This window comes from Seonamhaeicola sp. S2-3 (assembly GCF_001971785.1).
In the GTDB taxonomy this organism is placed as follows: Bacteria; Bacteroidota; Bacteroidia; order Flavobacteriales; family Flavobacteriaceae; genus Seonamhaeicola.
Genome location: NZ_CP019389.1, coordinates 3,391,602 through 3,415,387, shown reverse-complemented (window position 1 = coordinate 3,415,387; position 23,786 = coordinate 3,391,602). Strand labels below are relative to the sequence as shown.

General features: G+C 30.0%; 21 protein-coding genes. 12 read left to right on the top strand and 9 right to left on the bottom strand.

Annotated elements, in window-relative coordinates; translation table 11 throughout:
* Positions 1-41: 41 nt before the first annotated feature.
* A complete protein-coding gene (locus tag BWZ22_RS14960) occupies positions 42-1,160 on the bottom strand; it encodes a GNAT family N-acetyltransferase (protein WP_076701473.1) in 1,119 nt (372 codons plus the stop codon).
* A gap of 28 nt (positions 1,161-1,188) precedes the next feature.
* Positions 1,189-2,211: a transporter gene (locus tag BWZ22_RS14955; RefSeq protein WP_076701470.1), complete on the bottom strand. Its 1,023-nt coding sequence runs from the start codon at positions 2,209-2,211 to the stop codon at positions 1,189-1,191.
* Between the two features lie 168 nt (positions 2,212-2,379).
* Here BWZ22_RS14955 and BWZ22_RS14950 point away from each other — a divergent pair, with 168 nt between their 5' ends.
* From BWZ22_RS14950 to BWZ22_RS14935, 4 genes are read left to right on the top strand one after another with little or no spacing between them, the layout of a single operon-like run.
* Positions 2,380-2,643, top strand: coding sequence for a DUF4834 family protein (locus BWZ22_RS14950; protein WP_076701467.1), 264 nt, complete (start codon positions 2,380-2,382; stop codon positions 2,641-2,643).
* 30 nt (positions 2,644-2,673) lie between these two features.
* Positions 2,674-5,082: a YfhO family protein gene (locus BWZ22_RS14945; protein ID WP_076701466.1), complete on the top strand. Its 2,409-nt coding sequence runs from the start codon at positions 2,674-2,676 to the stop codon at positions 5,080-5,082.
* Complete coding sequence (locus tag BWZ22_RS14940) at positions 5,075-6,352, top strand: glycosyltransferase family 4 protein (RefSeq protein ID WP_076702559.1); 1,278 nt, start codon at positions 5,075-5,077, stop codon at positions 6,350-6,352. The genes BWZ22_RS14945 and BWZ22_RS14940 overlap by 8 nt, the downstream gene beginning before the upstream one ends.
* A complete protein-coding gene (locus BWZ22_RS14935; RefSeq protein WP_076701463.1) occupies positions 6,352-7,812 on the top strand; it encodes a lipopolysaccharide biosynthesis protein in 1,461 nt (486 codons plus the stop codon). The genes BWZ22_RS14940 and BWZ22_RS14935 overlap by 1 nt, the downstream gene beginning before the upstream one ends.
* Positions 7,813-7,891: 79 nt before the next feature.
* On the opposite strand, the gene BWZ22_RS14930 is transcribed toward BWZ22_RS14935, so the two are convergent.
* Positions 7,892-9,079, bottom strand: a complete 1,188-nt coding sequence (locus tag BWZ22_RS14930; RefSeq protein ID WP_076701461.1) for a hypothetical protein — start codon at positions 9,077-9,079, stop codon at positions 7,892-7,894.
* A 179-nt stretch (positions 9,080-9,258) separates the two neighbouring features.
* Here BWZ22_RS14930 and BWZ22_RS14925 point away from each other — a divergent pair, with 179 nt between their 5' ends.
* Entirely contained in the window at positions 9,259-10,125 is an 867-nt protein-coding gene (locus tag BWZ22_RS14925; protein ID WP_076701459.1) for a cupin-like domain-containing protein, read from the top strand.
* 280 nt (positions 10,126-10,405) lie between these two features.
* On the opposite strand, the gene uvrA is transcribed toward BWZ22_RS14925, so the two are convergent.
* Entirely contained in the window at positions 10,406-13,186 is a 2,781-nt protein-coding gene (gene uvrA, locus BWZ22_RS14920; protein ID WP_076701457.1) for an excinuclease ABC subunit UvrA, read from the bottom strand.
* Between the two features lie 236 nt (positions 13,187-13,422).
* Between uvrA and BWZ22_RS14915 the strand changes: the two genes are divergently transcribed.
* Positions 13,423-14,007: an RNA polymerase sigma factor gene (locus tag BWZ22_RS14915; protein WP_076702557.1), complete on the top strand. Its 585-nt coding sequence runs from the start codon at positions 13,423-13,425 to the stop codon at positions 14,005-14,007.
* Positions 14,008-14,232: 225 nt separating this feature from the next.
* Here BWZ22_RS14915 and nth read toward each other — a convergent pair whose 3' ends face one another.
* Positions 14,233-14,892: an endonuclease III gene (nth, locus tag BWZ22_RS14910; RefSeq protein ID WP_076701454.1), complete on the bottom strand. Its 660-nt coding sequence runs from the start codon at positions 14,890-14,892 to the stop codon at positions 14,233-14,235.
* Between the two features lie 36 nt (positions 14,893-14,928).
* Between nth and bcp the strand changes: the two genes are divergently transcribed.
* Entirely contained in the window at positions 14,929-15,384 is a 456-nt protein-coding gene (gene bcp, locus BWZ22_RS14905) for a thioredoxin-dependent thiol peroxidase (protein WP_076701452.1), read from the top strand.
* Between the two features lie 26 nt (positions 15,385-15,410).
* Here the strand turns inward: bcp and BWZ22_RS14900 are convergent, their stop codons facing one another.
* Positions 15,411-16,889, bottom strand: a complete 1,479-nt coding sequence (locus BWZ22_RS14900; protein WP_076701449.1) for a nicotinate-nucleotide adenylyltransferase — start codon at positions 16,887-16,889, stop codon at positions 15,411-15,413.
* 234 nt (positions 16,890-17,123) lie between these two features.
* Between BWZ22_RS14900 and BWZ22_RS14895 the strand changes: the two genes are divergently transcribed.
* Both BWZ22_RS14895 and BWZ22_RS14890 read left to right on the top strand, forming a co-directional pair.
* On the top strand, positions 17,124-17,885 hold the full coding sequence (locus tag BWZ22_RS14895) for an MBL fold metallo-hydrolase (RefSeq protein ID WP_076701447.1): 762 nt from the start codon (positions 17,124-17,126) through the stop codon (positions 17,883-17,885).
* 7 nt (positions 17,886-17,892) lie between these two features.
* The gene (locus BWZ22_RS14890) at positions 17,893-18,393 is read left to right on the top strand and encodes a hydrolase (RefSeq protein WP_076701444.1); all 501 of its coding nucleotides are present in this window, start codon (positions 17,893-17,895) and stop codon (positions 18,391-18,393) included.
* On the opposite strand, the gene BWZ22_RS14885 is transcribed toward BWZ22_RS14890, so the two are convergent.
* Complete coding sequence (locus BWZ22_RS14885; protein ID WP_076701442.1) at positions 18,390-18,758, bottom strand: DNA topoisomerase IV; 369 nt, start codon at positions 18,756-18,758, stop codon at positions 18,390-18,392. The two genes, BWZ22_RS14890 and BWZ22_RS14885, sit on opposite strands and share 4 nt — an antisense overlap.
* A 36-nt stretch (positions 18,759-18,794) precedes the next feature.
* Entirely contained in the window at positions 18,795-19,175 is a 381-nt protein-coding gene (locus BWZ22_RS14880; RefSeq protein ID WP_076701439.1) for a helix-turn-helix domain-containing protein, read from the bottom strand.
* A 282-nt stretch (positions 19,176-19,457) separates the two neighbouring features.
* Here BWZ22_RS14880 and BWZ22_RS14875 point away from each other — a divergent pair, with 282 nt between their 5' ends.
* The 3 genes from BWZ22_RS14875 (at position 19,458) to BWZ22_RS14865 (ending at position 22,781) form a co-directional block, all read left to right on the top strand.
* A complete protein-coding gene (locus BWZ22_RS14875; RefSeq protein WP_076701436.1) occupies positions 19,458-20,609 on the top strand; it encodes a M14 metallopeptidase family protein in 1,152 nt (383 codons plus the stop codon).
* Positions 20,610-20,679: 70 nt separating this feature from the next.
* Positions 20,680-21,159, top strand: coding sequence for an Lrp/AsnC family transcriptional regulator (locus tag BWZ22_RS14870; RefSeq protein ID WP_076701434.1), 480 nt, complete (start codon positions 20,680-20,682; stop codon positions 21,157-21,159).
* Between the two features lie 167 nt (positions 21,160-21,326).
* Positions 21,327-22,781 carry an MBOAT family protein gene (locus BWZ22_RS14865; protein ID WP_076701431.1) on the top strand — a complete coding sequence of 485 codons (1,455 nt, stop codon included), beginning with the start codon at positions 21,327-21,329 and terminating at the stop codon, positions 22,779-22,781.
* Between the two features lie 14 nt (positions 22,782-22,795).
* On the opposite strand, the gene BWZ22_RS14860 is transcribed toward BWZ22_RS14865, so the two are convergent.
* Entirely contained in the window at positions 22,796-23,764 is a 969-nt protein-coding gene (locus BWZ22_RS14860; protein WP_076701429.1) for a hypothetical protein, read from the bottom strand.
* Positions 23,765-23,786: the final 22 nt, after the last annotated feature.

The following is a 23,786-nucleotide window of genomic DNA, read 5'->3' as shown; positions in this document are numbered from 1 at the left end:
ACTCAGGGTTAAACTAAAAATAGTCTAACCCTGTTTTTTATCTAAAGCATTTTCTTATAAGTCTTTCGTTTTCTAAACACAACAGGGTTAAAATGTTTCCAAATTTGTTTAATAGCAATATTGTCTTCCAACTCTGGAGTTCTGTAGCAATTTTCAATACCTTTTTCTGTAAATACTTCGTAATATTCATTAAAAATTACAGAGTGAATACCTTTATTTTGATAATCAGGATGAATACCTATTAAATAAAAAATAACATCTTTACTGTGTTTTTTTGCTTTTAAAATATGTTTGAAACCAAAAGGGAATAATTTGCCATTTGCCTTTTTTAAGGCTTTTGCAAAAGAAGGCATAACAATAGCAAAACCAATAAGTTCATCGTCTTTATTAACAACAAATTTTATGTATTCTGGGTTTACAAAACTGATAAACTTCTTTTTAAAATATGCTTTTTGAATGTCCGTAATTTGAACAAAAGAAGATAATGACGCATAAGTTTTATTAAAAAGATCAAACATTTTATCTACGTAAGGCATAACCTCTTCAGTCTTACTAAACTTTAATGCCTTTAATTGATAACGACGTTTAATTAACTCTTGAGCTTTTTTAAAGGTTTCAGGATTAACATTACTAAAAGGGAATATGCTTTCATTGTATCCTTTTTCTGGTTTATAACCTGCAGCTTCATAATGCTTTACGTAGTATGGGTAATTATACCAAGTAACCATTGGTGTTATGGCATCATAGCCTTCTGTTACAACTCCAACTTTATCTAGATTGGAAAATCCTACAGGACCCTCTGTATATTTTAAATTTTTAGAATTTCCTATTTGTTCAACTTTATTTAATAGAGCTTTAGATACCTCTAGGTCATCAATAAAATCAAACCATCCAAAACGCATTTTTTGTTGGTCTTGTTCTTTTATTTCTAACCAATTTATAATAGCTGCTATTCTCCCTACAACTTCATTGTTTTTGTATGCTAGAAACAATCTAGCCTCGGCATCATTAAATACAGGGTTTTCGTTTTTATCAAACGTTTTCATTTCCTGACTAATAATTGGCGGTGTCCAGTATTTTGAGTCTTTGTAAAGTTTAAACGGAAATTTTACAAAGGTTTTTAAATCTTTTTTTGAGCTAACTTCTTTTATTGTAATCATATATAGTTAACGTCTTTAGTTGTTAGTTTTAGTCAAAATCAATTGCTTTCTTTTTTTGTTTTCTAATTTTATTATCACCTGAACTATTTGCTTTATTCTTTTTTCTTTTAGATTTTGTGCCATTTCTTCTTGCTCTACGTGCGCCCTCGTCTTTTGCATCTGTACCGTTATCTACTATAGGGTCTTTGTGAAAATCTAATCTGTAAGATGCGCCAATACTAGCATTTAATACAGAGGGTGTGTCTTTTGTATTAAAAGTTAAGGCTGCATCTAACTGAAAGTTTTTGCCTAATAATCGTGCGCCTCCAATTCTAAATAAATTATCGGCATAAAAGTCGCTCTTTATTCCTTGTGTTTCGCCAAATATAACCCACTTTGGATTAAAAGAATGTGTTAATGTTAATATATATGTAAAATCAGATTGATCTGTGCCTATTCTGTCTTTTATTAAATTCATAACAAACACCCAGCCACCAGCAAAATTATTTTGAGTAGCTATCATAACTTTAGGGCTAAATCCTTCAATACCTAGTGCTGTATAAGGGTTGTTTTTTGTATCGTAATTAGCACCTAAATAAACTGATACAGCAGGAATTAAGCTTCTCCATCTAAAGCTATGGTTTGCTTTCCAGCTGTATAAATTTGGTTTGTTAGCTTCTTCGTTTTTATATGGGTCAAAAATTAAATATTTTGCACCCAAAGTTAGATATTTAAAATTTGCTCGATTATCTTCTGCACCTGGGTAATATGTGTATTTTTTAGTGTCATTTTGATAATTTCCTTCAATATTAACTTCAAGTTCTTCAAATAAAAACCCATATCTAGCTGTGAAATCGGCTCCAAAACCTGTAACTTCATAAGTAGTAGCAGGTGTTCGTTTTTCTTTAACAAAATAAGGGCCTACTTCAAACTGAACTACATTTTTCCCAACAGAAAATGCACTTTTTGACGCTCCAGGTCTGTTAGAGTTTATAACATCTGTATATTGACAGAACCCGTAAGTGCTTATTAAACAAAATAAAATGATGGTGGTAGATTTGAAAGGCTTCATAATTAGTTTTTTATGTTGTAAGTAGCATAAAATTATATAACACAAGTAACAATTTATTTATTAATGTGTTCTCAAATATAGATATTTTATACTTTTTTTATCATTTTTGAATGTTTTTTAAGCAAGTAGAATTGTATTTTTGCAGTAGTAATAATTTTAAAAAACAGCATGGGTTTATTAAGAACCATATTTATAATTGTATTAGTTTGGTATTTATTTAAGGTATTAGGTAGAATATTTGCACCAATATTAATGAGGTTTGCTGCTAAAAAAGCAGAACAACGCTTTGGTGATCAATTTGAGCAATTTAGAAATCAGCAACAGCGTACAGAACCAAAAAAAGAAGGTGAAGTAACCATTGATAAAATACCTAACCGAAAAGCTTCGAATAAAGATGTAGGAGATTATGTAGATTTCGAAGAAATTGATTAATTTCACCATCATTGTTTTTAAAGCACTTTCATGCAACTTTTATTTAAAAAATTTCTTCCGCATTTATTAGTTTTAATAGGGTTTATTGTTATTTCATTAGCCTATTTTAGTCCTGTTTTACAAGGGAAAGCTATTTTTCAAAACGACATCAAGCAATATATAGGGATGTCTAAACAGCAAAAAGATTTTAGAGCTGAAACAGGCGAAGAAACCTATTGGACTAACAGCGCTTTTGGTGGTATGCCTACTTATCAGTTAGGGGCTAAATACCCACATAATTATATTAAAAAGCTAGATTTATCGCTTCGGTTTTTACCAAGACCAGCAGATTATCTGTTTTTATATTTATTAAGTTTTTATGTGCTGCTTTTAGTATTAAAAGTAGATTTTAAACTAGCCGCTATTGGTGCTTTAGCTTTTGGGTTTTCTACTTATTTAATAATTATTTTAGGGGTAGGACACAACAGTAAAGCGCACGCTATAGCTTATATGCCGTTGGTTTTAAGTGGTATTATACTCACGTTTCAAAGAAAATATATTGCTGGTTTTTTATTAACTACCATTGCAATGGGGTTAGAAATTGTTTCTAACCACTTTCAAATGACTTACTATTTATTACTGTTAGTTATAGTTTTAGGTGTTGTTTATTTAATAGATGCTTTTAAAAAGAAGGTTTTACCACATTATTTTAAGTCGGTTGGAATTTTAGTAGTCGCCGTAATTCTATCCATAGGGCTTAACGCTACAGGTGTCTTAGCTACCCAAGAATATGTAAAGGAAAGCACCAGAGGAAAAAGTGAATTAACCATAAATGCCGATGGAACACCTAAAGAAGTTACCACTGGTTTAGATAGAGATTATATTACACAATTTAGTTACGGTATTGTAGAGACTTTCAATCTTTTTATACCGCGATTTATGGGAGGAGGTAATTTTGAACATGTTGGAAAAAACTCTGAAACCTATAAAAGATTTCGTTCTGAGGAATCGCCCACTTATTGGGGGGATCAGCCCATTGTAGAAGCTCCAGCATACATTGGCGCAGTAATAATTTTCTTGTTTGTGTTGGGGCTCTTTTTAGTGAAAGGCAGGTTGAAATGGTGGCTTGTTGGGGGTACAGTTATGTCATTATTGCTCTCTTATGGAAAAAATTTAGGTTTTTTAACCGATTTCTTTATTGATTATGTACCGCTATATAATAAGTTTAGAGCGGTAAGCTCAATTCAAGTTATTTTAGAATTGTGTGTGCCTGTTTTAGCAATTTTGGGTCTTGTTAGATTGTTAAATGATTTTGAAAAGAAAGAAGAGAAGCTAAAAGCTTTAAAATATTCAACAATTATAACTGGAGGATTGGCGTTAGTCTTTTTACTCTTTAAAAACTCATTGTTTACTTTTTCTGGAGCTAATGATGGGTATTATATTCAAAGTTATGGTCAGGAATTTGTTGATGCTGTTAAAGAAGATAGAAGAGCTATTTTTACCGCAGATACCCTAAGAACCTTAGTTTTGGTGTTGCTTTCGGCAGGAGCAATTTTTATGTTTTTAAAAGAAAAACTAAAAGAAAAATGGTTGATAGTAGCTTTTGGAGTTCTAATTGTTTTCGATTTGGTAGGGGTAGACAGGCGCTATGTAAATAATGATGATTTTGTGTCTGCTATAAAAGTAAATAAACCTTTTACTGCTAATACTGCAGATAAAGAAATTTTAAAAGATAAAAGCCATTACAGGGTCTTTGATATTTCAAACGAAGGCTTACAAAACAGAACAAAAGCTTCTTATTACCATAATTCTTTAAATGGTTACAACGCTGCTGAATTAAAACGCTACCGAGAAGTATTTGATTTTTATGTTGCAAAAAACAATGTAAATGTGCTTAATATGTTAAACACCAAATATATTATAGCAGATAGCGAAAATGGCGTAGTCTCTTACTTGAATGAAGAAGCTAACGGCAATGCATGGTTTGTGAAAAAGCTAATAGGTGTTTCTTCTGCTAATGACGAAATTTTAGCCTTAGATAGTTTAGATAATAAAAATGAAGCTGTTGTAGATTTAAGAATAGTAAGTTCAGGTTTTAAAGATAGTTTTAAAGTAGATTCTTTGTCAACTATTGATTTAAAAGAGGTTAAATCTAATTACTTAAAGTATGAGTCTAACAATTCAAATGATGGGTTTGCGGTGTTTTCAGAGATATATTACGGTAATGGTTGGAAAACTTTTATTGATGGAAAAGAGGCTTCTCATATACGTGTAAACTATACATTGCGGGGTATGGAGATTCCAAAAGGAAAACATATTATTGAGTTTAAATTTGACCCTGATGTAGTTAAAACAGGAAGTAGTATTGCTTTAGCTAGTTCTGTAATACTAGGCATTTTACTTCTTGCTGGTTTGTTTTTTGAGTTTAAGAAAAATAGTAAAAACAAAGAGAGTGCGTAAAAAAGCACTAATCATAACGTATTATTGGCCTCCTGCTGGTGGACCTGGTGTGCAGCGGTGGTTAAAATTTGTGAAATACTTACCAGATTTTAACATTGAACCTATAGTGTTTGTACCTAAAAATCCTAATTATGCTTTACTAGATGAGACTTTAAATAAAGAAGTTTCTGCAAATTTAAAAGTGTTGAAGCTCCCTATAAAAGAACCGTATAAGCTAGCTAGGTTTTTTTCAAAAAGAAAATCTAACACCATTAGTAAAGGCATTATTTCAGAAGCAGAAAACCAAAGTTTAATTGAAAAAATAATGCTTTATGTACGTGGTAACTTTTTTATTCCAGATGCTAGAAAAAATTGGGTGTCACCATCGGTTAAGTTTCTTTCAGATTATATTTCAAAAGAAAACATAGAAACAGTTATAACAACAGGGCCACCTCATAGTTTGCACTTAATAGGTATGCAGCTTAAGGATAAGCTAGGAGTGAAGTGGATTGCTGATTTTAGGGATCCTTGGACAACTATAGGGTATCATAAAAAGCTAAAATTAAACAAGCGCTCTCAAAAAAAGCATCGGTTTTTAGAAAGTAGTGTTTTAAACACTGCAGATCAAGTTATTGTTACTAGCGCTATAACAAAGCATGAATTCTCTAAATTAACATCAAAACCTATAGAGGTTATTACTAATGGTTTTGATTATGAATCTGTTAAGAAAGTTGATTTAGATTCTAAGTTTACTTTAGCGCACATAGGGTCTTTATTATCAAAAAGAAACCCTGAGGTTTTATGGAAAGTTTTGAGAGACATAGTAAATGAAAATCAAGAATTTTCAGAAGATTTTCAATTAAATTTTGCTGGTGCGGTTAGTGAAGATGTAACAGAATCACTGAGTAAATTTAATTTAAGTGATTATGTAAATAATATAGGGTATGTTTCACATAAAGAAGCAATTATATTTCAAAGGAAATCGCAAATATTGCTATTGATAGAAATAGATTCTGAAGAAACCAAAAGTATTATTCCTGGTAAATTATTTGAATATATGGTTTCAAATAGACCTATTGTAGCTATTGGACCCAAAGGTTCTGATGTCGAAAAAATAATTAAAGAAACTAATACAGGGAACTATTTTAACTATACGGATTATAATGCACTTAAAAATATAATATTAGCGCATTATGAAGCGTACAAAGAAAATACGCTTAAATCTTCGCCAATTGGTTTGCAGAAATATAGCAGAAAAAAGTTAACAGAAACCCTTTCTAAATTTATATAATGGGTATTGTAGCGTCGCAATCATTAAAAAATATTATCTCAACATATTTGGGATTTTTTGTTGGTGCTATTAATACATTATTTCTTTATACGGCGTTTCTTAGTGATGAATATTATGGAATGGTTGGTTTTATGCTATCAGCTGCTTATGTAATGATGCCTTTAATGTCTTTTGGTGTTCATAATACGTTGGTTAAATTCTATACGTCTTTCAAAACTAGAATGTCTTTAAATAGTTTCTTAACTTATATGCTTTTGTTGCCTATGGTAATAGTTATTCCTGTAACTTTAATTGGGTATTTTTTTTATGAAAGTATAGGGGCATTTCTTTCTACTGAAAATGCTATTATAAAACATTATTTGTGGCACACTATAGTTATAGCTATTGCACTAGCTTATTTTGAGGTATTTTTTGCTTGGGCAAAAGTACAAATGAAAACAGTGTTTGGTAATTTTTTAAAAGAAGTATTTCATAGAGTAGGTGCTATGGTGTTGTTGCTTTTACTGCATTTTGAGCTTATAGATATTGAGCAATTTATGATTGGTTTAGTTGGGGTTTATCTTATAAGGATGCTTGTGATGAAAATATTTGCTTTCACCATAAAGTTTCCTGTTATTATGTTTAAGCGCTTAAATAATATTAAAAGTATTATTAAATATTCAGCTTTAATTGTAATAGCGGGTTCTGTAGCAACTATTTTGTTAGATGTTGATAAAGTAATGCTAGGTAAATACATTCCAATAGAGCAAATTGCCTATTATAATGTGGCTATTTTTATTGCTGCTGTTATTGCGGTGCCACAACGCTCTATGCACCAAATTCTACTACCGCTTTCGGCTAAATATTTAAATGATAAAGATTTTGATGCTTTAGGAGATTTATATAAAAAAAGTTCTCTTAATTTACTTGTTGTTGGTGGATTAATATTTTTGTTAATTATTCTGAATATTAATCAATTATACCTTTTGATTGATGAAGAATTTAGTGTTGGTCTTTATGTGGTTTTGTTAATTAGTGTAGCTAAATTATATGATTCTATTTTAGGAAGTAGTAACGCTATTTTATTTAACAGCGATTATTATAAAGTTGTTCTTATTCTAGGTGTTGTTTTAGTTGTGTTAATGGTGGTTTTAAACATGATTTTTATACCGTTGTTAGGTATTAATGGCGCTGCATTAGCTACATTTATTGCTGTTTTCTTTTATAATACGGGAAAACTATATTTTGTGTATAGGTATTTTAAATTGCTTCCTTTTACATTGAATACCATAAAAGCTATTGGCTTAATTTTGCTTATAGCTCTACTTTTTTATTTCTGGGATTTTTCTTTTCATCCTGTTTTAAATATAACTTTAAAATCGCTTTTAATTGGTGTTATTTATCTATTTGTGGTGTTAAAATTTAAGGTGTCGTATGATATTTCTCAAATAGTTAATAAAACTTTTAAGAAATTATTTTAAAAGAGAAAACCCCACGATTTTGCTTTGAGGCAAACATGTCGCAGGGCTTTCCAACTAACCAACCAAATCGGTTAAGATCTTACCTTCTTCTTGTTTGAGTAGATCTTGTATTGTTACTAGAGGAACTTCTATTTTGTGTTGCTCTAGAGTTGTTGCTTTTTGATGTTCTAGACACCGTTGTTCTACTTGGTGTACTAGTTTTTCTTTGTACACTTGGTCTAGAATTTACCTTTTGATAAGATCTTGTAGATCTGCTTGCAATTTGCAAGGTGTTTCTAGAACTTGTGCTATTATAATTACGAGAATTAGAGCTTATTGGTTTTTTTGATGTAACATAATTTCTTTCTCTTTTTATTGTACTCGATCTGTTTACATTATTTGAAGTTCTACTGTTGTTAACATTGCTTTTACTTGTATTATTGCTTCTTCTAGTAAATTCTGAATTATTATTTCTTGAGTTATTATTAGCAACTTTGTTTGTGTTAGAAACTCTTGAATTTCTGTTATTATGGATCTTTGATAAATTTCTCCTAGAAGTTACGTTTCTATTTACTCTGGTTACATTTCTAGAGCTTCTATTAACGGTTGCGTACTTTCTGTTTTTAGAAATTGTATTACCACGTCTGCTATAAACAGAAGTTACGGGTCTGTGATTGTTATAAAAAGGTCTAGAGTAAACGTATCTTACAGGTTTGTAATATCTTCTGTATGGCTGATTGTAAACCACACAGTGTTTGTAAGAAGGAATGCTGTAATATCTATGCCAAGGTCTGTAAACATAATGTCTGTTATAAACATTTATAAAACCTGTGTAGTGAGAGAATCTATTATATCTATTGTAGTGAACGTATAAGCCGCCAATTCTATTTACGTATCCAAAGTTGTTATAATAAATGTTCACATTTCCAGCTTGAACAATACGTCCGTAGTAGTCATAATATATTGGCGTATTTTCAATTTGAATAATAGCTCCATATTCATCATATTGAACATAGGCATTATAATCGTATCCTGAATTAAAACTAATGTTTACATGAGGTGATCCTATAGAAACATTTAAACGAGAGTTTCTGCGTAAAATATTAAAATCGAATTGACCATCTCTGAAAACAGAAAACTCAATACCATTTTCTACAAATATGAAAGAATTGCTATAACCTCCAATATAAGTAGATGTGTTAGAATCATTATTTGTGTTGGTGGTTGCTGCGTTAACAGTTAATCCTGTAAGGATAAATCCTGCTAAAATAAATAGTAATTTTTTCATAATTGTAAAGTTTAAATGTGAATACGCTTAGTTATTTACAAACAGCGTGCCAAAAAAAAATTAAAATTGGTATTGTTTATAATAGCTCAATAATTTTGGCTAACAAATAGGTTTTTAGCGGAGTATATTTGTTAATGAAAAAAAAATACTATTAATTTAAGCATTAAATAAAAGTATTTATGGATATACAAGAGCAAATTTTATCAAAAAGCACCCCGGTTTTAGAAACTACAAATTTTGATTCTAAAAACTTTAAAAAATCATATCTTAATAAGAATACACCAATACTTTTAAAGGGGTATGGTAATAATTGGGAAGCTACAAAAAAATGGAGCTTGGATTTTCTTTCTAAGTTAGAGGTAAAAAACCCAGTTACACTTGAAGTTGGAGCTAACAATCAAAATGATACTAATTTCACTCAGCAAAACCTGAAAGACTTTATTGAAAACATTAAGAATAGCAAGCCTGAGGATAAAAAAACACCAGCTTATTTAACTTTATTTGAAATATTTCGTCTGTTTCCTCATTTAAAACAGGATGTGGACTTTTCTATATTTACAAAATATACTAAGGTTAATGATATTTTTGCGTGGGTTGGTCCTCCTGGTACAGTTACAGGGTTGCATTATGATTCTTTAAATAATTTATTAGCACAAGTAATGGGGAGAAAGTTAGTTATTCTTGTATCTCCTAAGTATAACAGTAAAATGTATATAAGTAAAAAATATGAACTTGGTGCAGTTTCAAGCGAAGTTGATATTAATAATTATAATGAAAATACACATCCTAAGTTTAAAGATGTGGATTTTATGAGTGTAATATTAAAACCAGGTGACGTTTTATTTATACCTAAAAATTGGTGGCATTATGTTAAAGCTATAGATACTTCTATAAGTATTAGTAATTTTGGAGCGCTTTTTAGTGATGTTATTTTCACAAAACCTAAAGAAAGAATATTACATAGCCTTCATTGTAGGGGGTATTACAGAAAAAATAATTGTACATGCCATATGGTGGTTGATGGAAAAAGACTTAGTAAGTTTTAGTTGAGGATGTTATTATTAATATAGATGGGGGTTTCAGGAAGTCTTGTTTGTAATTCTATGAAAAACTACTAAACTATAGCTGGAAATTTTACTAAAGACTGTAAAAAATTAGAAAAATAATTTAAATTATGCCTGTTTTTTTGTAGCAAGTAAAAGATGAATTAATAGTTATGTGTGTGTTTGTTATAATAAGGGAGATATAGAGGTAAGGTATAATTTGTAATTTAAATATGTTTTAATATAAAAAGAAAGACCACATAATTTGTGGTCTTTTTGTCTTTTAAAGTTTCTCTTTTAAATACTTTCCGGTTGAAGATGTTTTTATTTTTATTATTTCTTCGGGTGTTCCAGAGGCTATTAATTTTCCGCCATTTTCACCACCTTCTGGACCTAAATCAATAATATAGTCTGCGCATTTAATAAGTTCAATATTATGTTCTACAACAATAATAGAATGACCATTATCAATTAAAGCATTAAATGATTTTAATAGTTTTTTAATATCATGAAAATGCAATCCGGTTGTAGGCTCGTCAAAAATAAAAAGTGCTTTTTCTGCTTTATTTCCTTTACCTAAAAACGAAGCTAATTTTATGCGTTGCGCTTCGCCACCAGAAAGAGTAGAGGAGCTTTGTCCTAAAGTAACATAACCCAGCCCTACATCTTGTAATGGTTGAAGTTTGTTTTTTATTTTAGTTAAATTATTGGCATCAAAAAAAGCAATGGCATCATCAATTGTGAAATTTAAAATGTCATCAATATTTTTGTTGGCGTACGTAACTTCTAATACTTCTTTTTTAAAGCGTTTTCCTTTGCAGGTTTCACACTCTAAATGCACATCGGCCATAAATTGCATTTCAATAGTTACTTCACCTTCGCCTTTACAGGTTTCGCATCTTCCGCCATCAACATTAAATGAAAAATGTTTTGCTTGATAGTTTCTTATTTTGCTAAGTTTTTGATTAGCAAATAATGAACGTATGTCATCGTAAGCTTTAATATAAGTAACAGGGTTAGAGCGCGAGGACCTTCCAATAGGGTTTTGGTCTACAAATTCAATAGTTTTTATGTTGCTATAATTTCCTTTTAAAGATGTGAATTGACCAGGTTTATCACTGAAGTCTGTAAGTTCTTTTTGAAGCGCTGGAAATAGAATTTTTTTAACCAATGTGCTTTTTCCACTACCAGAAACTCCAGTAACTACGGTTAACATTCCTAACGGAAATGAAACATCAATATTTTTTAAGTTATTTTCTCGAGCGCCAATAATATCAACATGATATTTTGAAGTTCTTCTAGTTTTAGGGACTTCAATTTTTAATGTTTCATTTAAATATTGCGCTGTTAAAGATTCTGAGGCTAAAATATCTTTATAACTTCCTTCTGCAACAATATGACCTCCAAAAGTTCCTGCCTCGGGACCAATGTCAATAATATCATCGGCTGCTTTCATGATGTCCTCATCGTGTTCAACAACAATTACGGTGTTTCCTAAATCTCGTAACGATTTTAATACAGAAATGAGTCTTTCTGTGTCTTTTGGGTGTAAGCCAATACTGGGCTCATCTAAAATATACATAGAGCCTACTAAACTACTTCCTAAGGAGGTGGCTAAATTAATTCTTTGGCTTTCTCCACCTGATAAGGTGTTAGAACGTCGGTTTAAGGTTAAGTAATCTAAACCAACATTAGATAAAAATGTTAACCTGTTATTTATTTCTTTTAGTAATCTTTTAGCAACTTTTGCATCATAGTCATTCAATTCTAATTGTTTGAAGAAAATAGCTAGTTTTTTTAAAGGCATTTCAACCAAATCTGTAATAGAAGCGCCTGCAATTTTAACATAGTTAGCTTCAGCTCTTAGGCGTTTACCATTGCAAGCTTTACATTTGGTTTTTCCGCGGTAGCGAGATAACATTACACGGTTTTGAATTTTGTATGCCTTAGCTTCTAATTCTGCGAAAAATGAATTTAAGCCTTCAAAATACTTGTTTCCTGTCCAGATAAGTTGCTTTTGTTCTTCACTTAATTCAAAATACGGTTTGTGAATAGGGAAATTGAATTTATGCGAATTATTAACCAGTTGATCTTTGTACCAACTCATGCTTTCACCACGCCATGGGAATATAGCGTTCTCATATATTGAAAGTGCTGTGTTTGGTATCACTAAATCTTCATCAATGCCTATAATATCACCGTAACCTTCGCATTTAGGGCAGGCACCGTAAGGGTTATTAAAACTAAAAAGATGCACGTTAGGCTCTAAAAACGATATGCCATCTAGCTCAAATTTATTGCTAAAAACATGAATATTTTTATCTTTTAGTGTTTCAATAGCGCATTCTCCCTTACCTTCAAAAAACGCTGTTTGAATAGCATCTGCTAATCTGTTGTAAAAATCTTCTTCGTGTTTAACTATAACTCTATCTACTACTAATTGAAAATTATCACCATCTGAAATTTCGGCTTCATTAATTCTAACAACAACATTATTAACTTTAATTCTGGCATATCCTTGCTGATTTAAAGCATTAAGTTTGTCTTCAATACTTCTGCCTTCTTCTAAATGAATAGGAGCAAGAAGTAGTAATTTTTCTCCTTCATTAAAAGTTTTTAAGTAGTTAAGCACATCTGTTACAGTATCCTTTTTTACTTCTTTTCCAGAAATAGGAGAGAAGGTTTTTCCTATTCTTGCAAAAAGTAATTTTAGGTAGTCGTAAATTTCGGTAGTTGTACCAACCGTAGAGCGTGGATTGGTTGAATTTACTTTTTGTTCAATGGCAATTGCAGGAGCAATTCCTTTTATATAATCTACCTTAGGTTTGTTAAGTCTGCCTAAAAACTGGCGCGCATAACTTGATAGGCTCTCTACATATCGTCTTTGTCCTTCAGCATATAAGGTATCAAAAGCCAAACTTGATTTGCCAGAACCAGATAAGCCTGTTATAACCACTAATTGGTTTCTTGGTATAACAACGTCAATATTTTTAAGATTATGCAATTTAGCCCCTTTAATAATAATGTTTTCTTTGGGGTTTACGTCTAAAATATTAGTATTCATAGGCTTTTTAAAAGGGTAATCTTGCAAAGATACTATAAGTATTTGAACTTAAAAAGTGTAAGCTAACTGTTTAATTCTGTGAAAAATATCTCTTAATTTTTGCTTTTTAGGAATGATTGTTGTTATATTTGGTATATTAATCAATTAAAAAAACTTTTTGCCTATAGTATAATTTTACTTTTAAACATGTAACCCCAAGCAAAGAAGCTTAACTTCTTGCATTAAAAGTAATGATTATGCAATACGAACTTATTTCAGATGCTACCCTTGTAAGCAACTACATTAATGGTGAAGAGTATGCCTTAGAAATACTAATACAGAGGCACAAACAAAAAATTTATAGTTTTATTTATTCTAAAGTCTACGATAGAGATATTGCCGAAGACATTTTTCAAGATACATTTATAAAAGTAATAAGAACTTTAAAAGCAGGTTCTTATAATGAAGAAGGCAAGTTTTTACCTTGGGTAATGCGCATTGCTCATAATTTAGTTATTGATTTCTTTAGGAAAAATAACAGAATGCCTAAATTTGATAATACAGGAGAGTTTAGTATTTTTTCAGTGTTAAGTGATTCTTCTTTAAATGCAGAAAAAACAATTATAAAAGAGCAAGTTGAAAGTGATGTGCGCCGTTTAGTAGATGAATTACCAGATGATCAAAAGGAAGTATTGCTTATGCGTATGTATAATGACATGAGTTTTAAAGAAATATCAGAAAGAACAGGTGTAAGTATTAATACAGCCTTAGGAAGAATGCGCTATGCGCTTATTAATTTGCGAAAGATTATAGAAAAGCATAATATTGTTTTAACAAATTAGAGCAATAAAGTAAAATTTGCTGCGTTATTGATTTGAGATAATCTTTAAATTAATAAAATGGCAAAACTTTACACTGAACAAAATTTTACTCAAAACGAATTTGAACCGAAAGAAGAAACGGTTAAATTTCTTCTCAATTACTCTAAGGCTTTAAGTGTTATAAATTGTAATAAATTGAAGTTTGAAACGCTTCTTAATTAAAGTTTTTTAAAGCTCTGGTGTAAATCAGGGCTTTTTCGTTTTATAATACTCTTTTAATACCGATTTTCTACCAATAGTTTTAGTAATAATATCTTTTTCTAAATCCCAACCTCGTGCAGGAGAGTATTCTCTACCATACCAAATTATTTGCAAGTGTAAATCATTCCATAATTCTTTAGGGAATAAACGTTTAGCATCTTTTTCGGTTTGCGTTACATTTTTGCCATTGCTTAAATTCCAACGATACATTAATCTGTGAATGTGCGTGTCTACTGGGAATGCAGGAATACCAAAAGCTTGAGACATGACAACACTGGCGGTTTTATGCCCTACGGCAGGTAAGGCTTCTAAAGCTTCAAAACTTTGTGGTACTTTACCATCATGTTTTTCAATAAGAATTTTTGATAAGCCATAAATACCTTTACTTTTCATTGGAGATAAGCCTACGGGTTTTATAATGTCTCTAATTTCTTCAACAGAGAGTTTTACCATATCATAAGGGTTATCGGCTTTTTCAAAAAGCAAAGGTGTTATTTGATTTACCCTAACATCGGTGCTTTGAGCAGACATTAACACAGCTATTAAAAGTGTGTAAGGGTCTTTATGATCTAAAGGGATAGGGATTTCTGGATAAAGTTTGTATAAGGTATTAATAATAAAGTTTACACTTTCTTGTTTGGTCATAGAGTTGTATTTTTACAGAAAACAAAGTTATAAAATATGACCACATTAAAAGCAGGAGATAAGGCTCCAAATTTTGAAGCCTTAGACGAACAAGGAAATACTATTAAATTATCTGATTACAAAGGGAAAAAGCTAGTTGTATTTTTTTATCCTAAAGCGAGTACTCCTGGATGTACCGCCGAGGCTTGTAACTTAAATGATAATTTTGAACGCTTTCAATCTCAAGGATATGAAATTTTAGGTGTAAGTGCCGATAGTGCTAAAAGACAATTGAATTTTAAAAATAAATATGGATTTAAGTATCCGCTTTTAGCCGATGAAGATAAAAAAGTTATTGAGGCTTTTGGTGTTTGGGGGCCAAAAAAATTCATGGGAAAAGAATATGATGGTATTCACAGAACCACATTTGTAATTAATGAAAATGGAGTTATTGAAGAGGTGATTACTAAAGTAAAAACCAAACAACACACATCTCAAATATTAGGAGAATAAAAAAAGCCCTTAAAAAGGGCTTTGTTTTATTTTTTTGAAACTCTACGTTTTATAGTAAGCGGTTTTAAAGGTTTTCTGGTATAGCCAAACAGCCTGTAATCTTTAATTAAATCTGCAGTTCCTTCAGGTAACATAGCTTCCCACCCAGATTCTCCACTTTCAATCATTTCAAGTGCTTTTCTTGAAAAGATGTGCATAATATCAGGATCAAAATCTTTAATATCAATCACTTTTCCATTGTATTTAAAGAACTTATAAAGCTCTTTCATACGGGGATATACTTTAAGATTTTCGCTATTTATTAGTTCGCCTGTTTTGGGGTCTAGCATTGGGTATAAGTAAACTTTTAAATCTTTAAAGAATAGTTTTCCAAAGGCTTCTAAAATACCTCCACTTATATGGCGGTAATATTTTTCGTCAAAAATATCTACTAAATTACTAACCCCCATAGCTAATCCCATTCTAGCTTTGGTGTAATTAGAGAAGTATTCAACAACTTTATAATATTCTTGGAAATTAGAAATCATTACAGAATGCCCTAATGCGCATAATAAATCTGCTCTATCAATAAAATCTTGTTCATCAATTTCTCCTTCAGCACGTAGATTAGACAGTGTTATCTCAAATACTGTCATGGTGTTTTTTGGGTCTACTTTCTTTTCTTTAATAAACATTTCATATGATTTCTCATACATTTCCATGTTTACTCTAGTAACAGGTCTAAAACTACCACGAAGCGCTAAAATGTTCTTTTTATAAAATACTCTCGCAGGAAGTACATTGGTTCCGTCAGGACCAAAAACCACAGCATCTGTCATACCGTTTTTCACTAATTGCAAGCTTATTAAACGGTTATCAACATTGCTAAAAACAGGACCAGAAAAGTTTATAGTATCTATTTCTATTTGATCTTTGTCTAAATGATCATACAAAGATTTTAGCAGTTTTTTTGGTTCGTTATATTTGTAAAAAGCACCGTAAATTAAATTTGTACCTAAGGTACCTAAAGTTTCTTGTTGCAATCTAGCATCAGTTTCTTTAAATCTAAGGTGAAGAATAATCTCATTATAATCTTGTCCTGCTTCAACTTGGTATTTTATACCTACCCAACCATGGCCTTTAAATTGTTTTGCAAAATCTATGGTAGCTACGGTGTTGGCATATGTGAAAAATATTTTATCAGGATGCTCCTCACGGGTAATTCTTTTTTCCATCAAATCCATCTCATGAGCCAACATTTTTCGTAATCTAGATAATGTTACGTATCTACCATCTTCTTCAGCACCGTATATGGCGTCACTAAAAGCTTTGTCATAGGCAGACATGGCTTTAGCTATAGTGCCTGAAGCGCCACCAGCTCTAAAAAATTGCCTACAGGTTTCTTGTCCTGCTCCAATTTCTGCAAATGTTCCGTAAATATTCTGATTTAAATTTATGCGAAGTGCTTTTGATTTTATTGATGGTACATCATCAAATTCTCTGTCTCCTTTAATGGTTATTTCCATGTCGTTTCTGGGTTGAAAATATAGAAACAAAGGTATCAAATAATAGAGGTATATAAAAAAATAACTTTAATTTTGTTGAGTATGTAAGCTACTTTTCAATACCAAATATTTAGAATAGTTTATTTTATGATTTCAATAAAACTTAAGATTTGAAATTATGAATATGAAATTTTATTTTAGTTGAATTCTATTGATATTAGTAGATTTATTTGTTAAATAGAAAATTATTTTTTTTTGAAAATAACATTTTTAGGCACTGGTACATCACAAGGTATTCCAATAATAGGGAGCAAACACCCTGTTTGTTTAAGTAATAACTCCAAAGATAAAAGGTTGCGTGTTTCTGTTTTAGTTGAGTGGGATAATTATACTTATGTTGTTGATTGCGGGCCAGATTTTAGATACCAGATGCTTAGAGCAGGGTGCAATAAAATTAATGGCATTTTATTTACACATGAACATGCAGATCATGTTATGGGGTTAGATGATATTCGTCCGTTTTATTTTAGACAAGGAGATATTCCTTTATATGCACATAAGCGTGTTTTAAAATCTTTAAAGCAACGGTTTGATTATGTTTTTAAAACTAAAAACAAATATCCCGGAGCGCCATCGGTTACACTAAATAGAATAAAAAACAAACCTTTTAAATTAGGAAATTTAGAGGTGGTTCCTGTAAAAGGAAAGCATGCCAATTTACAGGTTTTTGGTTTTAAATTTGGTGATTTTGCATATTTAACCGACATGAAAACGGTTAAAAACAAGGAGATTGAAAAGATTAAAAATGTAAAAGTTTTAGTGGTTAATGCTTTAAGAAAAGAACCGCATCATTCTCATTTTAATTTAGAAGAAGCTTTAGCGTTTATAAAAAAAGTGAACCCAGAAAAAGCCTACTTAACTCATATTAGTCATTTGTTAGGTTTTCATGATGAAGTAGAAAAAACATTGCCAGAAAATGTATTTTTGGCTTACGATGAATTAGAAATAACAATATAAACATATTATGAAGCAAAGAATTTTTATCTACTTATTTATATTTTCAATATTACTAGTATTATTTCAGTATGTTAATTCTAAGCGTGTTTTTGAAGATTTAAATAAAAAATTAATTAAAAAAGAAGCTAAACTTAAAACCTACAAAGATTCTTTAGATGTTTTAGAAGATGCATTCTTAGAAGTTTCTCATTTTAATTTAGATAGAAATGAAGACGCTATTAGTTATTTTGAAAGAGATGGTTATAAAATTGACGAATTAATTCCTTTTATAAAAGACGAGTTATATAAGTTAAACGAAGTTAAAAGAGAACATCCTTTAATACCTTATGGGTCTAGTGAAGGAAGAAAAATGATGATTAATACCGTTAAAATGTTAAACCATAAGTGGATTATAGCCGATTTTTCGGATGGTGAATTTTGGGGTGAAATCTTTTTAACTTATGAAATAACAAAAGATAAAGAACTTAAGTTTAATATGGTAGAATCGTTTTTGTATCCACCATATTAGTTGCGTTTGTAGGCAATGCCTTTTTGTTTTTTTGTTTCGCCTACATAAGAGTATTCAAAGGTATAAGAGCTATCAGTTGTAGTAAGTATTTTTAAATGCACATCTTTTTTTTCTGCCATATTTTTAGGGTTAATGGTTTTAAAAATAACTTCACAGTCATTTATCCATCGTAATTGAGAAGAGTCAACTTTATTATTATAGGTTTCTATTTGCAGATTATTAGTTCTCTCAAATTCAGATACTAAAACCTCACCATCTAGGGTAATTTCACTATAAAACTTTCCTGTTTTAAACTTTGTACAATCTCTTTGCGTGGTGTAGCAACTTGTTAAACAAAAAAGCAATAATAAATAAAGAAAACGCATATAAAGTAGTTTTTAGCAAAACTACTAAAGAATAGTTTAATTCTGAAAGTTTTTAAATGTTCCGTCAGAATAAAAAATAACAATACGCTCTATTGTTTTATTGCTATTTGTAGAATCTAGTTTTGTTTCAATATTTTTTTGGTTAGTAACTTCTTTTTTTGGCTCATCTTTAAAATCTAAAGTTTTTTGTATGGAAGGAAATTGTCCTTTCCCATTTAAAAGCCAATACAGTTCTACTTCAGGAAAGGAGGAAAGTATTTTTAAAACAAATTCTAAACTAGGTTTGTTTCTTCCAGATAATATATGAGAAATACTAGAGCGCTGCACACCTATTTTTTCAGCAAAAGAAGAAGCAGATTCTCCGTAGTAATCCATTACTTTTTTTAATCTTTTAGTAAATGCTTCGGTGTTTACCATTGTAAACTGTATTATGATGTTTTAATTGTTTACAAATGTAAAAAATATATTAGTTAATACGAAAAATTAAGTGTTAAAACTTAAATTAACATAAATAAAAACTTAAAATAATACCTATTAAATTACTGAAATACAAGTTTATACTAATTTATAATGATTTTAGAGGCAGTTATTTAATATTAGCCACATTAAATAGTATACATTTGTAACTAAAAACAGATGATTTCACTGTTTACATTTGTAAAATTGTAAATGTTTACATTTGTATCCAAAAATAATTTCATGCAAACAGAACAAATAAAATCCCTCTTTATAAACAATAAAGAAAATACGCTTTTTGGTAGGTATATAACCAATAACCATATAGAACCTTTACTTAAAAATCTTAAAAATTATTGTAAGGTTGAGACTATTGGATATTCAGTTTTAAACAAACCTATTTATGGAATTCAGATAGGTACTGGATCTAAAAAAGTTTTAATGTGGTCTCAAATGCATGGTAATGAATCTACCACAACTAAGGCTTTATTTGATCTCTTAAATTCTTTAAAAGAAGCCGAAAGTGGTTTAATTCATATTTTAAAACACTGTACTTTATATATTATTCCTATTTTAAATCCAGATGGAGCAGAGGTTTACACCAGAGTAAATGCTAATAAGGTAGATTTAAACAGAGATGCGCAAAATTTAACACAGCCAGAGAGTTTGGTATTGCGTAAAGTATTTGAAGCTTTTAAACCTTATTATTGTTTTAATTTACATGGTCAGCGTACTATTTTTAGCGCTGGAAAAAATAACAAATCTGCTACGGTATCTTTTTTATCTCCAGCACAAGATAAAGAATGTACTGTTACTCAAAATAGAAGAGTGGCTATGGAAATAATTGGCATAATGAATGATGCGTTGCAAGAGGTTATTCCCAACCAAATTGGTGTTTATGATGATGCATTTAATATAAATTGCGTTGGTGATACATTTCAAAGTGAAAACGTACCTACTATTTTATTTGAAGCAGGTCATTTTGCTAACGATTATAACAGAGAGTATACAAGAGAACTTATTTACATGTCTTATATTAAATCTCTATGTTATATTGCAGAACTTAATGTTGATGGAAGTAAAATAGACTCTTATTTTAGTATTCCTGAAAATGAAAAGTGCTTTTATGATGTTATTATAAGAAATGCAGCAGGATATTCAAATGAAGGGTTGGTTGATATAGCCATTCAATTTCAAGAAACACTGGTTGATAATACTTTAGAATTTATGCCTGTAGTTCAATGCATAGAGAAGTTAAACAATTTTTATGGTCACAGAGAAATAGATGCTAAAGGAGAAGCGGTGTTAGATGATAGAAAGAAAAAGCTTTCAATAGCTAGCGAAAACGTTTTCGTAATGATAAAAAATGAAAATATCGTATTATTACCAAAATAAAACGTATAGATTATGCGTAATTATTAATAAAAATGTATTAATTTTGGGTTTTATCTAAGAAAAGCTAATTATGGGAAAAATAAAATTAGACGAAATTGACCACCAAATTCTTGACATGTTAATAGATAACACAAGAATACCTTTTACAGACATTGCAAAAAAATTACTAATATCTGCAGGTACAGTGCATGTACGTGTGAAAAAAATGGAAGAATCTGGTATTATTAAAGGCTCTTCTTTAATGTTAGATTATAAAAAACTAGGGTATTCTTTCATAGCTTATGTAGGTGTTTATTTAAACAATACATCTCAAACAAAGTTTGTCTTAGAGCGTATTAACGAAATACCTTATGTTACTGTAGCGCATATAACAACTGGTAAATTTAATATATTTTGTAAAGTAAGAGGTAGAAGTACAGAGCATGCTAAAGAAGTTATTTTTATGTTAGATGATATTGAAGGTGTTTACAGAACAGAAACCATGATTTCATTAGAAGAAAGCATTAACGATAAAAAGCGCTTAATGCATTCAATATTCAACGATTTATAAAATAGTTCTATATTTTAAAATATTAAAAAAGTCCTACAAGTAAGGGCTTTTTTTGTGTTTAAATGTTTTTAATGGAATTAACTGCATTTCAAAGATTATTTTTGAATAGTATCAAATAATATTAGTTTTTTTGTATTCATAAAAAAAGAAATAATTAAATAAGTTTTATGGTATTTAATTCATTAGAATATTTCATTTTTCTCCCTATAGTTTTTGTTCTTTATTGGTTCGTTTTTAAAAAACATTTAAAAGCCCAAAATATACTAGTTTTAGTAGCTAGTTATGTCTTTTATGGTATGTGGGATTGGAGATTTTTGTCTTTAATATTACTAAGTACTATAGTAGACTATTTTGTGGGGATTAAAATACATCAAAACAATAATAAGCCTAGTTATAGGAAGCGTTGGTTGTGGGTAAGTGTTATATTTAACGTAGGTCTTTTAGGCTTTTTTAAATACTTTAATTTCTTTGTAGACTCTTGGGTAGATATGGTGTCGCTTTTTGGGTATGATATAAAAAGTACATGGACATTACGAATTATTTTACCTGTTGGAATTTCTTTTTATACATTTCAAACGATGTCATATTCGTTTGATATTTATTATAAAAGATTAGAACCAACCAAAGACTTTTTGTCTTTTGCTACATTTGTTAGTTTCTTTCCACAATTGGTTGCAGGCCCTATAGAAAGAGCCTCTAATTTATTATCACAAATACTTAATAAACGTACTTTTGATTATAACCAAGTGGTTGATGGTTTAAAGTTGATACTGTGGGGTTTATTTAAAAAGATAGTTATAGCCGATTCATTAGCCCCTATAGTAGATGATGTTTTTTTAAATTACAATTCTTATCCTGCGTCTACCTTAATATTAGGAGTTACTTTATTTAGCTTTCAAGTTTATGGTGACTTTAGTGGATATTCAGATATAGCTATTGGTACCTCTAAACTTTTTGGTATAGAGCTTATGTCTAACTTTAAATTCCCCAACTTTTCAAGAAATGTAGCAGAGTACTGGCAGCGTTGGCATATTTCGTTATCAACTTGGTTTAGGCATTATATTTATATTCCATTAGGTGGCTCGCGTGTTAGTAAATTAAAATCTGTACGAAATATTGCTATCATATTTTTAGTAAGTGGCTTTTGGCATGGAGCCAATTGGACGTTTATTTTCTGGGGCGCTTTTCATGCTTTAGTTTTTATACCTGTCTTTTTAATGGGAAGAAATACCATATATAAAAATAGCGTGGTTGGAGAAAATTCATTTTTTCCTTCTTTAGTAGAAATTGGGCAGTTAATACTAACTTTTGGTATTGTTACGTTTTCTAGAATATTTTTTAGATCAGAATCTATAACAAGTGCATTTGGCTTTATTAAAAGAATTCTTTCTGATTTTTCATATAGTGAGTATGTACATCCACAAGGGTATCGTATGATTGATTATTATATTCTTATTGCTGCTTTTGTATTGTATGAATACCGTATTAGAAAAGATGAGCGTTCTCCTTTTAAATTTAAATCTAGATATGTAAGATTTGCAGTTTACACCATTGTAGTATTACTAATGATACTGTTTTATGATGATGGAGTAGATCGTTCCTTTATATATTTCCAATTCTAAAAAGGAAAATACAACTAATTTTGTTGTTCTTTTTTTATGTAATCAGCAATAGCATTTGCTATTAATTCTCTACCATGATTGTTCCAATGCATATCGTAAATTAGCGTGGTAGGAGTAGAGCTGTTCTCAAAATAAGCTGCAAAATCGATGTATTTTATATTTTGATTCTTGCAGAAGTTTAAAAAAGCATCACTTGTAGCTCTTGAATCTAACAATAAAACGGTTTTGTCTTTATCAAACCCAAATTCAGTAATCAATTTTTTGAAGTTATTTAGATATACCTCATCTAAGTTCTTAGATTCTTTTTTAATATTTTGATTAGTATTAAAGTTTGTTTTTTCTTGTTTAATAAAAGCAACAGCTTTTCTTTTTAAATCTCTTACTGGTTCAAAAAGTCCAATATTTTCAGCATAATTTAAGAGCTTTATTTTTTTAGCTATTCTTCGTGTTAAAAAATATTGAGAATCTACCCAATATTGATCTGGTTCATAAAAGTCTCTTTTTAAATCGTTTTCAAATTTTAAGTAAATAATAGTTTTATCTATTAGTTGGAACTTTTCTTTATAGGCAGAAATGAGGTGTAATTGGTCTGCAAAATCATAACCAGAATGACCGTATTCAAAAACATTTACACTATCATTTAGTTTATGTTCTAATTTTTTACCAATTGAATTGTTGTAGTTTTGGTGTAAGCCTTCAATAAAAGAATCTCCAATTATGGCTATGTCAGTTTTGTTTTCAGATGGCGTAAATTCTCGATATGAATTGAAACCTGTTTTATTGATGTGGTACTGTGCAAAATTCATACGTCTGTTACCAGTGGTATAATATCCATCTTGGTTAGGAGCATATGTTTTTACGTTTTTATCATTTATAATAAACGTTGGGTATTCACTGTAAAGATGAAACACCCTTACAATAATTTCTAGGGCTATAAATAATAAAATAGAATAAAGAATTATTTTTCCGAATAGAATTTTCATTGCTTATCGCTTTATGATTATA